8 protein-coding genes are annotated in these 12,273 nt (G+C 41.2%); 3 read left to right on the top strand and 5 right to left on the bottom strand.

Annotated elements, in window-relative coordinates; translation table 11 throughout:
- Positions 1 to 85: 85 nt before the first annotated feature.
- From MUN53_RS17440 to MUN53_RS17455, 4 genes are all read right to left on the bottom strand, one after another.
- The gene (locus MUN53_RS17440) at positions 86 to 580 is read right to left on the bottom strand and encodes a glycoside hydrolase family 78 protein (RefSeq protein ID WP_243326657.1); all 495 of its coding nucleotides are present in this window, start codon (positions 578 to 580) and stop codon (positions 86 to 88) included.
- Between the two features lie 114 nt (positions 581 to 694).
- Positions 695 to 1,852 carry a lactaldehyde reductase gene (gene fucO / locus MUN53_RS17445; protein WP_243326658.1) on the bottom strand — a complete coding sequence of 386 codons (1,158 nt, stop codon included), beginning with the start codon at positions 1,850 to 1,852 and terminating at the stop codon, positions 695 to 697.
- Positions 1,853 to 2,257: 405 nt separating this feature from the next.
- The gene (locus MUN53_RS17450) at positions 2,258 to 5,260 is read right to left on the bottom strand and encodes a glycosyl hydrolase (protein WP_243326660.1); all 3,003 of its coding nucleotides are present in this window, start codon (positions 5,258 to 5,260) and stop codon (positions 2,258 to 2,260) included.
- Between the two features lie 19 nt (positions 5,261 to 5,279).
- Positions 5,280 to 6,704, bottom strand: coding sequence for an L-fucose/L-arabinose isomerase family protein (locus MUN53_RS17455; RefSeq protein WP_243326661.1), 1,425 nt, complete (start codon positions 6,702 to 6,704; stop codon positions 5,280 to 5,282).
- Positions 6,705 to 6,918: 214 nt separating this feature from the next.
- Between MUN53_RS17455 and MUN53_RS17460 the strand changes: the two genes are divergently transcribed.
- The 3 genes from MUN53_RS17460 to MUN53_RS17470 all read left to right on the top strand — a co-directional run bounded on the left by MUN53_RS17460 (position 6,919) and on the right by MUN53_RS17470 (position 9,464).
- Positions 6,919 to 7,839, top strand: a complete 921-nt coding sequence (locus tag MUN53_RS17460; protein ID WP_243326662.1) for an AraC family transcriptional regulator — start codon at positions 6,919 to 6,921, stop codon at positions 7,837 to 7,839.
- An 80-nt stretch (positions 7,840 to 7,919) separates the two neighbouring features.
- Positions 7,920 to 8,777: an enoyl-ACP reductase FabI gene (locus MUN53_RS17465; protein ID WP_243326663.1), complete on the top strand. Its 858-nt coding sequence runs from the start codon at positions 7,920 to 7,922 to the stop codon at positions 8,775 to 8,777.
- Positions 8,778 to 8,855: 78 nt separating this feature from the next.
- A complete protein-coding gene (locus tag MUN53_RS17470; protein ID WP_243326664.1) occupies positions 8,856 to 9,464 on the top strand; it encodes an L-threonylcarbamoyladenylate synthase in 609 nt (202 codons plus the stop codon).
- A gap of 50 nt (positions 9,465 to 9,514) precedes the next feature.
- Here MUN53_RS17470 and MUN53_RS17475 read toward each other — a convergent pair whose 3' ends face one another.
- The gene (locus MUN53_RS17475; protein ID WP_243326665.1) at positions 9,515 to 11,911 is read right to left on the bottom strand and encodes an outer membrane protein assembly factor BamB family protein; all 2,397 of its coding nucleotides are present in this window, start codon (positions 11,909 to 11,911) and stop codon (positions 9,515 to 9,517) included.
- Positions 11,912 to 12,273 lie beyond the last annotated feature (362 nt).

The raw sequence follows: 12,273 nt of genomic DNA on the forward strand, positions 1-12,273 counted from the left end.
TGCAACACTAAGATAAGTGAAAATTCTGACATGGCAAAATCCTGGGCAACTTTTTGTTGCTCAGGAACTTATAAATAAAGTTAAATTATAGTGTTGCGGAATTAAGGATAATCTCATCCTTTTTATCTTTTTCCAACGAGATCCAGCTGGCTTTATTCCAATCCTTTTCCGAAAGAAGCCCCATACAGAACTCATTCACCGGACTCCAAGCCGATACATTTCCCTCCTGATTCCAAATACGCACTTTCCAATAATAGGTTGTTCCGGCTTTCAAGGTTGTTCCCGAGAAAGGTATCAGAATTGATTCTTGAGAATCTATTTTTCCACTACTCCAAACATTCCCGTTATTATCCTCCAACATCTCAGGAGAATCAGCAACTAGGACTTCATACGATGACTGCACAAAATTCCGCTCCGAAGAACGAATCTGCCAGCTAAAGCGAGGTTGTTGTGTTTCGATACCTAAGGGATTCTTGGCTTGTTCACACGTCAGATTAAAGACTGAAAAATCGGCTTTCCCATACATAACCATGGGGAAAAGCATGAATGCTAAACATTTATAGAAAAAACGATACTTCATGATATTTAGTTTAAAGTTAATCCGTTGGTTAATCAACATAGAACCTGTTTAATCTCACCAACGGATCATTAAATTTTGACCATCATCATCTGATGATCTCTTATAATAAATTTATCATTTATAAGCCTTCCGATATAAGGCCTCGATATCTTCTACTGAAGTAGGACGAGGATTTCCTCCCGTACAAACATCATTAAAGGCATCTATTGCCAGCTGATGCAAATCTTCTTCACGAACTCCGATTTCACATAATTTCTGAGGAATATCAATGCTTATTGATAAGTTCCGTACAGCTTCAATAGCCGCTTTAGCTCCTTCTTCAATTGTCATTCCCGTTGTATCGACACCCATGGCTTTAGCAATATGAATATATTTACAAGCTGCCGGTGATTCTGCATTATATTCCATCACATAAGGTAATAACAAGGCATTGGCTACTCCATGCGGTGTATCATAATGAGCACCTAATGGATGAGCCATGGAATGAACAATTCCTAACCCGACATTACTGAATCCCATACCGGCAATATATTGTGCCTGAGACATGGCTTCGCGAGCTTCTTTATCCTGACCATTATCAACCGCATTCTTTAAATTAGCAGCAATCATTTCAATCGCTTTTAATTCAAACATATCAGACATTACCCAAGCTCCCGGAGTAATATAACTTTCGATGGCATGAGTCAATGCATCCATTCCCGTTGCAGCAGTCAGTCCCTTAGGCATAGAATACATCAGCTCCGGATCAACAATCGCTACCGAAGGGATATCATTCGGATCGACACACACCATTTTCTTCTTTGCTTCTTCATCTATAATCACATAATTAATGGTGACTTCAGCAGCGGTACCGGCTGTTGTAGGAAGAGCAAACGTAGGTACTGCTTTCTTTTTTGTAGCAGCCACACCTTCCAACGAACGAACATCCGCAAACTCCGGATTATTCACGACTATGCCAATTCCTTTAGCCGTATCAATGGAAGAGCCACCACCTAAGGCTACAATAAAATCAGCTCCTGAATTTTTGAATGCAGTAACACCATTCTGAACATTAGCAATCGTCGGATTTGCTTTCACATCACTGTAAGTTTCATACGGAATGTGATTTGTTTCAAACACTTCAATAACTTTATCCGCTACATGAAACCGGATTAAATCTTTATCCGTCACAAAAAAAGCTTTCTTAAATCCTCTTCTTTTTACTTCTTCTGCTATAAAGGTCCGACATCCTGCACCAAAATAAGATGTCTCATTCAATATCATTCTATACATATCATCTATATTTTAATTTGACAACCGATAAACTAAATCTATTATTTAATATTTCAAGATTATACATTTCTACAAATATAGTTCAATAATTACACCATCTTGATTACAAAAATGACCTAATTGTTTTCAAAATTGATATTTTTCTCCAGGAATTTTCGAATCTCAACATCATGTAGATAATCAGCCAGATAGAAAGATTGTAAAAGATCTTTTCCAAAGAAATCTGTTAGTCGGCAATCCATTATTGAAAAGAGAATTTAAAGCTAACGAGAATCAAAAATGATACAAACGAGAATCGTTTTTGATCCTCGTTAGTTTTCTCTGAAAACACGCCGGCTTTCCCTTAAGAGCTGCCTACCTTTTTATAAAAAGCCGGCGTGTTTCTAGAAGAAGTTCGGTTCGTTTTCAATCCAATACTTGAATGATATGTACCGGGCCCAATAAACCGGACTCCAACAAAGGTGTATCCTTTGTGTAATGCGGATATGTAGTAAACGTATAACGGTCACTGGGGCGCTTCTCTCCTTTCAACAGCCATTCTGGCCATTGACCATTGACAATACCGTCATTTACCTTTTGTTCATCTCCGATTAACCGATTTCCCCATAAATTGGTTACCTCTATTTTCAGTTCATTCTTTCCTTGCTTTAAGACACCTGAAACATCAACCTGCCACGGTGAAGTCCATATTGTTCCTAAATCCTGTCCGTTTAACCAGACCTTGGCTATATTTTTCACAAGGCCTAAATCCAGGAACAAGGAACCCGACAAGGTCTCTTTATAATCAAACTGCTTTGTATAGATAGCTGTTCCCGAATAATACTTAATTCCCGGTTCTGTATGTTTTGACCAATCCTGCAAAGTCGGAAATTCCACTTCTGCTGGTCCACCCCACTTCGGATCAAACGAAACGTTCCAAGATCCTTGTAATGACATCAATACTCTCTTTCCCTTAATATTTGTTGAAGCAGCCGAAGCAGACTGTCGATCTCCGGAAAAGAAAACGAAATAGCTCTGATAAGGAGCAAACGCCAATTCAAGCGAAGTCTGTTTTCCGTTATCCGTTGAAACCGGAATCAGGGAAGTCTTACCGGTTACAGGATCCCATAAATAAGGTTGCTTACCAGAAGTACGGAAATGGGCATTTACCGACATTTCCTTATCCACCCGGTTGGAAACAAAGAAATAATCCACATTATCCACCTGTTTATGAATATATCGAACCGTTCCCTGATCAGACTGAAAGTCAACCGGTACGTGCATTTCACGCAACACCTTTGATGTCAAATCAAAATCAGGATACAAATTGTCCAAATGGTTCTGGATATCTGTTCCCCAAGCGATACGACCTTTACCATAAGTATGGAACTTCAATCCTTCTGGCTGTTGGCTTCCACCCCAAAGGTTTTCTACAGCCTGCTGCAAGTTCCGATCAGAATCTGGATAACCAGTTAACCCCGGAGTCTGTACTGGAGGAAGACCAATCACAACAGCTCCATCTTTCACCAGCGATTCTATTTTTTTCAGCAAATCCAACGTCATCGTCTTAAAAGCAGGTAAAACCAGGAGGCGATATTCCATACCCGAAGGAAACTTTATTTTCCCGTCTTCCACAAAAGCTGTATAGAGCAGGCTTGGCGGACAGGCATCAAAATTATATTCCCGTTTATCCACCATATAATCTCCTGTCAAAGCGGATTTCGGCGCACGGAAAACAAAAGGAGCCTCTTCAGGAGCCAGATAAAGAATATCAGCTACCGTCTGACCTTTCTGCAGCAGATACTGACAACGTGCCACATAAGTATGATATGCATCCACGTACGGCCACCATGTCTGATTACGGTCCCAATGGACTCCATACGGTCCCATGGTCATTCCCGGACGTAAACTATCCGGCAAGGCCTGATGTTGAAACGTATGATAAGTCAGCCGGTTAATACCAGCCGCAAAAGCCCAATCGGTTTGGTTCTTCATAGAAGCCGGATGCTGACGCCAGCCGTCGCCTGCTGCCGTAAAAGCCTCCGAAGGAACCACACGTTGCCCTTTGATATTGGCCAGAGAACTTCCTTCAATAGCACTAAACGAAGTATTATAACCACCCGGACTCCAAAACTCACACATCGGAATATCAGCAGAAGCGCCTAACTCCAAATCCTGCATCGGATTCATATCATACGGCTCTATGGAAAGTTGCATACCATGCTGACGGGCATAAGCTTTGACAAACAAAGAATGATTCTCCAGCATTAATTCCTGCATTGTCTGACGCAAATCCCACAAGAAACGCTCACTGATATTTTTATCTCCTACAACCAGTCCCGCATAAACCGGGAAATAAGGCTGCGGATCATATCCCCTACGTTTCTTGAATTCTTCTCTTAGCCGCGGACTCCAGTTCTGAGCCCCCATTTCCCAACTATCCATGTGTAGGATCTTAAGGCCTCCAGCTAAGGTGGTATCTCTTTCACCCAACAAATCAAACAATGATCCTGTAAATGTACGCAAATGTGCCATCAAAGCTGTCGTATCTGTCTTATCACACTCAAAACCAACGCCGGGAAGAGGTGCCGGACGAGTAACAGCTCCATTATTACGTATGCCAAAACGCATAATCATCCATTCACCAGAAGGAACATTCCACGTAACAGAACCGTCTCTCAATAAAGAAGTCAAATCTATAATCTGATCGACAGCAATTGCATCTCCCGGCTCCAACGGTTTATCTTGTTCTTCCCGTTGAATAAATTGTTTCACCCCCGGAGCAGAACTGTATGGAGCCCGATAATACAGGGCCTTTTCTTCGATATCCTTAATAGAAACCTTCCCATTTGTTGCCGGAAAAGCCAAGACAGCTACATCTTCATAATAATCCAACCATTTCTCCTTTAATTCCGGAGTAAACGCTCCCTCTCCGAAATAAGGGGGCTTCGGTGAAGGTTTCTCTAAAGGAATCGTCTGCTTACTGCCTCCGGTTACCCTTGTAACGGAAGAAACCAGATGCCGCATTGATTCTTCGCCTTTCACCCAAGGACCACCGCTACCAGTCCAACCCGGACCGATTCCCAAAATCATCGTAATGCCTAGGCGCTCACATTCCCTGACGGCATGCTTAAAACAGTCTTTCCATTCAGTACTTAAGAAATCAACATGCCCACGAGGTATGCCAACATTGACTTCCAGGAAAACGACAGATCCGATTCCAACCCGCTTCATGGATTCCAAATCTTTAGTCATCCCTTCTTTGGATAGATTACCATCCATAAAATACCAATAAACGCCAGGCCGGGCCGATTCAGGAGGAGAAACAAACAAACGTTTCATATCTTTCAGTTCCTCGGCACTTGCCCAATGATTCATACCAGACAGGAACAAACTGGAAGCAAGCAAGGTATATTTTAATAACTTCATACGCGCCAATTTTATGTTATTATTTTACTTCCACACAAGGTATATTCAACAGACTTGCCAGTTTTTTGATCTTACCGGCTACATGTCCGATTCCGATCGCACAATGATGAGAAGGACCAGCCTTACTCCAATTGTCTATGAACGAACGAACACCACAAGCAAAGCGATAACGACTGTTGGTGTTTCCTATTTGTAACACAGGACCAGGAACAGATTCTCCTTCTGCAACCAACAGGAACAATCCGTCTTTCCCCTCACAAACCGACAATAAAGTAACATCTCCATGACGAACCGTCATCTGAATAGACAAACCTTTTCCCGGCTTTCCATGATAAACAGGAAGAGGAACCAACTTAACCCGTCCTTCCGCCATGGTGAAATGAGCCGGTCCGTCATGTCCCAACAAAACAACATCATCCTTAAAATCCAAGGCATATAACTCGGAGAACGAACCTCCGGCATTTAATAGAGACATGATCTTCATGGCTTGTACGTTCTTAATCTCACATTCCCCGGCAATAGGAATACCTTTTCCTGTCAATAACGTATTACCGGCTATCACTGAAGTAACGATATTCTCATAATCATTCCCGGCATACCCTTCATAATAATAAGCCATCGATCCTAAGTGGTGCGCTTCGATCAGTTTATCCAAAGCCACAGATGTCCTGGCAGCCCGAAGTAATTCACTCTCCTCACATTCATTGACGACCTCAAAACGTTCCCGGAACTCTGCCAGCTTCTGTTCTATTTCATCTGAAGAAGCAGCATCCCGATAAGCTTTCAGCTCACACATTTCCAATAATTCGACATGCGTTCCAAAGGTAGAAGACTGCAACGTCAAATCAGAATAGACATCTAGCATTCCACCATAATAATGACCTAAAACACCCATTCGGTTATTTTGCATTCCTTTCTTGGCAACAGCTGCCTCTAACCATTCTTTCAGTTCCGTCCAAACGTATGTCTCATCCAAATAGCCTGTAATGATTTCATAACGAATACCTGAACGGTTGAATACATTCGAAAACTCAGGAACCGAACAAGCCTGACAATTAGCCAGCCATTCACCGGTCATTAACCCTCGATCACCCAAACCATTCAGATAAGCATAATCAATACAAGGTGTTGGTTGTATATTCAATAATAGCACAGGAACCTTCAACCGTTGAACCAATGGTAAAACCGTAGAAGAAAGGGCATACGTTGAAATATATACCAATAATACATCAATTGATTTCCGTTCTAATTCCGCAGCAACCGTTATGGCTTTTTCAGGTTCATCCACCATTCCTCCATCCACAACACAAACGTGTTCCTGTTCCAATTGCTTTGCTATCTGTTTCCGATAGCCACACAAACGTTCATATAATCCAGAGAACTGAGGCCAATAAGTATCCAACCCCACTCCAACCAATCCTGCATACACTGTTCTATCTTCCATAATTTATCTCGCTTTTTATATTATCCGTACTCTATTTGCAAATATGCTTTTTTTAGATCAACTTCGTTTGTATTTATTGATCTTGAATATATCAAAAATGACATATTTACTGACGACTGATATTTTTTCAGTTCAATCATATAGGATTGTCATTCCAGAAATATTATTTTTGAGACAGTTTACTTGAAACAGGAACATTTTACCTTAAATGCAAATGAAAACAACAAATAACCATATCCAATACCTGGGAAGCAGTCCTTTGGACGAAAAATGGGGATTAACCGTTACGACAGTAGGTTATCAACGTATTCCTGCCCACAGTACATATCCATCGGTCACACAGCATCCGCAAGGATATGTATTCAATCCGCAAAAAGGACGAACACTTTCAGAATATCAGCTGGTATATATATCAGAAGGTTCCGGATATTTTGAATCTGCTTCCTGCAAGCGACAAAAGATCAAAGCCGGAACCATGTTATTAATCTTCCCGGATGAATGGCATACTTACTATCCGGAAGAAAACGGATGGTACGAACATTGGGTAGGTTTCAAAGGAAACATGATAGAGAACTGGATTGCCAACAAATTCTTCTTGAAAGAAAAACCGGTCTTTGAGATTGGAATCAGTTCCAACATTATCGGTTTATATGAAGACATGGATGCATACGCTTCCAAAGAAGATGCCGGATATCAGCAGCTCATTTCCAGCATCGTCTTATACTTAATGGGCGAAATTTATTTTAAGGTAAAGAACTCAGCTTTTAAAGAATCTACCACAGTACGTAAAATCAACGAAGCAAAAGCCTTAATGAAAAGAAATATCAGTAATTCCATCTCTGCAGAAGATATAGCCAGACAATTAAACGTCAGTTATTCATGGTTGCGAAGCCGGTTCAAAGCCTATACCGGAATTTCACCCACACAATACCACCTGAACTTACGTTACATAAAAGCTAAAGAAATGCTCTGTACAACCCAAATGAGTATTTCAGACATTGCCTTTGCATTGAATTTTGAGACCGTGTCGCAGTTCTCCTCTTTCTTTGCCAAGAAAGAAGGTATTTCACCCAGTACTTTCAAAAAGAAATATCATTTAGACCCAAATCCATCCCACAAGCCAGAAGAGGAGTAAAATCCTGCTTGTATAGAACAAAACCTTTGTCATGTTGCACATTTTATCTATCTTTGTGCCAAATTTTTAAGGTTATATATATGAGTCATGATTTATTAAAAGGCAAGAAAGGCATTATCTTCGGTGCATTGAATGATATGTCTATTGCCTGGAAGGTTGCAGAAAAAGCCGTAGAAGAAGGAGCAACTATCACTTTAAGTAATACTCCGATTGCTGTTCGTATGGGACAAGTGGACGAATTGGCCAAGAAACTGAATGCTCAAGTAATCCCGGCTGATGCTACCAGTGTAGAAGATTTGCAGAATGTCTTCTCCAAATCAGTTGAAATCTTAGGCGGACCTGTTGATTTTGTTCTTCATTCTATCGGAATGAGTCCGAATGTTCGTAAAAAGCGGACGTATGATGATTTAGATTATAACATGCTGGAAAAGACTTTAGACATTTCAGCTATTTCTTTCCATAAGATGTTGCAGGTTGCCAAAAAGCAGGATGCCATTGCTGAATACGGTTCAGTAGTAGCTCTGACTTACGTAGCTGCACAACGTACTTTCTTTGGTTACAACGATATGGCTGACGCCAAGAGTTTGTTGGAATCAATTGCCCGCAGCTTCGGTTATATCTATGGCCGTGAAAAGAACGTACGTATCAATACAATTTCTCAGTCTCCAACTCCTACTACTGCCGGAAACGGTGTGAAAGGAATGGAACACCTGATGGACTTCGCCAACAAGATGAGTCCGCTGGGAAATGCAGATGCTGAAGAATGTGCCAATTACTGCGTTATGATGTTCTCAGACTTTACTCGTAAAGTAACGATGCAGAACTTATATCACGACGGAGGTTTCTCAAGTATGGGTATGAGTCTTCGTGCCATGAACCAATACAGTAAAGGTTTCGAAGAATATACCGATGAAAACGGACATATCATTTACGGATAAATCCATATAGGAAAGTTGACTGGTTCTGTCAACTCTGACAGCAGTCAACTTTTCCTTTTAATTATCAAGGAAGCAAATATGTTACTAAAAATCTATGAAGAAAATCCCAATCCGCGCGAAGTAGCTAAAGTAATCCATACGCTGCAAGACGGAGGTTTGATCATTTATCCCACGGATACAGTTTATGCTATTGGATGTGATGCCTTGAATGTGCGTGCTGTCGAAAAGATTTGTCAGATCAAAGGTGTTAATCCTCAAAAGAGTAACCTGTCTATTATTTGTTATGATCTGTCTAACTTGAGTGAATATGCCAAAGTGAATAACGCGGCTTTCAAGTTGATGAAAAAGAATTTGCCCGGACCTTTTACATTTATTCTACCAACCAGCAACGAATTGCCCAAGATTTACAAGAACCGGAAAGAAGTAGGTATTCGTGTACCGGATAATAACATTGTCCGGACGATTGTTCAAGAATTAGGCAATCCGTTACTCACCATGTCTGTACATGACGACGATGATGAAATCTTGGAATATTCAACTGATCCGGAATTAATTGCCGAAAAATACAATGGTCGTGTTGATCTAGTTATCGACGGAGGTTACGGCGGATTAGAACCTTCTACGGTAGTAGATTGTACAACCGACGAGTTCGAGATTGTCCGTCAAGGAAAAGGCCAGTTAAAATAGAAACGTCATCCGAACCAATCACGGATGACGTCTCCATTCATGTTTATGGATTACATATTAAACCGGTAAACATTTCCGCTATAGTCGGCAGCATACAAAGAATTACCTGCTACTGTAATCTTACCAAACAGGGGCGCTCCTATCTTATATTTCCAAACCACTCGCCCTTCTTTCGGATTGACGCCATAGATAACGCCATCCGAAGCACCAAAATAGACTATACCTTTATATAATATAGGACTAGATTCGACGGTACACACTGGATAACGGGAATAAGGCGAAGTGTAAATCAATGAAGCTTCTGTATTTACCTGCCAAACCTGTTCTAATGTTGAACGGTCCAATGCCACCAGTCCATTATTCTGCGTACCGAAAATAATCCATTTATCAGTTACCAGCGGAGTTGATGTCGTATTCACATTATAAGGCATCTCCTTTCGTATAATGGTATTTCCACTCTTGGGTTCGATGATGAAAAAGGCATTGCCCGAAGCCAAATACAACAAACCATCCACATATGCCGGAGAAGCTCCTCGTTCACGGATATCGCTCTCTTCCTTTCGCCAAAGTAGTTTTCCTGTATTCCGATCATTACCATAAAGACCACTCCATTGTGTTCCTGTCACAGCTACGTCGCCAGCCAGTACCGGACTTGAAGTGGCGCCTTGGTTCTGACCCCAGCCTTCATTCAACCAAATAGCTTCTCCCGTCTGTATATCATAAGCACCAAAAGCTTTCCCTGTTCCGGCATACAATTTCCCGTCAGCTACCGTCACACCTTCGATGATGGAAGGCAACCCGTCTACTTTCATTTTCTTTTCCCACTTCAGACTGCCGGTTTCTGCATCGACAGCATACAAATAACCTTCGGCATCCTGCGCAAATACCGTATGATTTTCATAAGCGATCCGATTCTTCACAGAATTACGGACAGAATACCGCCACAGTTGTTTACCCGTCTGAACATCTAATGCTATAATAGCTCCTTCGCCCTTCAAATCCTCATCCAAAGTAGCCATAAAAACCTTCTCTTCTGCAACGACTGGAGCCGTAAACCAAACATTCGCTCCTAGATTTTGAACCCACGACAGCGCAGGTTTTCCTTCGGTTTGAACAGGCTGATAAACAAAAGAAGTCCGATGGGCCGTCACATCTCCATTCTTCCATTCGGCTTTTGCCGTTACAAAGATACGCTGTCCCTTATAAATCTCAGGCAAACGGAATACTGCGCTCCAGTTCCAATCCGTATTGGCCTTCAAAGGCTGATTACGTAAGATCTCTTTCCCTCCTTCCGAAACACACGAATAAGTCAGACGGGCCAAAGGAGAAACCGTATGATAAGCATTGACAGACATCTTCAAATTACCTTCGGCATCAACCGCACAGACATCGTTGGCTATCGAGGCAAATTGCAGGGAATGATTCAGATACGTATAACGCAGCTGACTGGTAATATTACCATCCCGATCAGCATGGATCATACGGACGGCACTAACCGAACGGTCTATTCCTCCTTTATCCAAGGTTGACGTACTGATTGTCTTGATCTTTCCTTGCTGCCGGATAAAATGCATGTGCCAATGTCCATATACCCAAGCTTTGGTATTATAATCATTCAGATCCAGTTTTTCCGTATCACTTATCTTAAAGACAAACTGATCGGTCGTACTCCATAAATCATGGTTGAAGAAAACAATTGGTTTTCCGGCCGGTTGCTGTGCCAGATCTTGCTCAATCCAGCGGAAAACATCTTCTCTCCGAAAGCCCGGAGCATGATCTCCTCCCCACATCGGCGTCACGATATAATGCGTTGAGCCAAAATCAAACGAGTAATAAACCGGACCATAGATACTTTCGAACAGCTCTTCTCCGTACTTCCCTTTTACAAGGTCATGATTTCCCAAACAATAGAAGACCGGACAACCCATATTCGACGTATTCATCAGCTTGATATGATTCTTCAATCCGTTTTCATAGCAAATATCACCGGTATGAATCATAAAAGCAACCTTCTCGTTTGCCGCCAGATCACGCATTTCGTTCGCCCAATCTTCCTGATTGACGGTATTAAATATTTCCGTATCAGCAATATGTAAATACTGATGACTCCCGTCTGGAGCCACATAACCTTGTAGCGGCTGCACACCAAAATCATACGAACGATTCTGGTCAGAAATACAGATATAATGCTTATTGTCCGTCTGATAACCAGAAGGAGTTGTTATAAAAATAAACCGTTCACGTTCAAATCCAGGTAAAGAGAAACTACCATCCGCTGCCGTTTTAACGACATGAAGTCCATCCGATACACAAACTCCTTTCAATAGCTTCTCCCCTTTATCATATTGGCCGTTTCTATTCGTATCGACAAAAACACGGCCCTGGTAAGCTGCTTGGCTCATCAACGTACAGCCGAGCATACATAATAATAAGTTTCTTTTTCTCATTCGATCTCTTTCCGTTAATTATATATATCTACCTCAAAGATATACATTATGTATAAAATACAAAAACCATCAGCTGGTAAGCAGATGATCTTCCTAACTTCCTTTTATTTATAAAGAGATTTTAAGTCAACTAAATCCGTTAAATGATACTTTTTTATCGTTTCACCCTTGTGGAACGATCGGCTCACAATTGTGGAACGATCGTATCACCCAGGTGAAATGATCGTTCCACGTAGGTGAAACGATAAAATTCTGTCATTTAACGGATTTAGTTGACTTAAAATCTCTTTATAAATAAAAGGGGTTGACTCTAGTTTAACTTATTTATATACTGAGTTGACTCATATTTTTGTTAATCACTC

The organism is Parabacteroides faecalis (genome assembly GCF_022809355.1).
Lineage (GTDB): Bacteria > Bacteroidota > Bacteroidia > Bacteroidales > Tannerellaceae > Parabacteroides > Parabacteroides faecalis.

Excerpts from the sequence above, each read along its gene's own strand:
- MUN53_RS17470 (WP_243326664.1), top strand. The coding sequence starts at position 8,856 with ATGTTACTAAAAATCTATGAAGAAAATCCCAATCCGCGCGAAGTAGCT.
- MUN53_RS17475 (WP_243326665.1), bottom strand. The coding sequence starts at position 11,911 with ATGAGAAAAAGAAACTTATTATTATGTATGCTCGGCTGTACGTTGATG.
- MUN53_RS17455 (WP_243326661.1), bottom strand. The coding sequence starts at position 6,704 with ATGGAAGATAGAACAGTGTATGCAGGATTGGTTGGAGTGGGGTTGGAT.
- MUN53_RS17465 (WP_243326663.1), top strand. The coding sequence starts at position 7,920 with ATGAGTCATGATTTATTAAAAGGCAAGAAAGGCATTATCTTCGGTGCA.
- MUN53_RS17440 (WP_243326657.1), bottom strand. The coding sequence starts at position 580 with ATGAAGTATCGTTTTTTCTATAAATGTTTAGCATTCATGCTTTTCCCC.
- MUN53_RS17460 (WP_243326662.1), top strand. The coding sequence starts at position 6,919 with ATGAAAACAACAAATAACCATATCCAATACCTGGGAAGCAGTCCTTTG.
- fucO (WP_243326658.1), bottom strand. The coding sequence starts at position 1,852 with ATGTATAGAATGATATTGAATGAGACATCTTATTTTGGTGCAGGATGT.
- MUN53_RS17450 (WP_243326660.1), bottom strand. The coding sequence starts at position 5,260 with ATGAAGTTATTAAAATATACCTTGCTTGCTTCCAGTTTGTTCCTGTCT.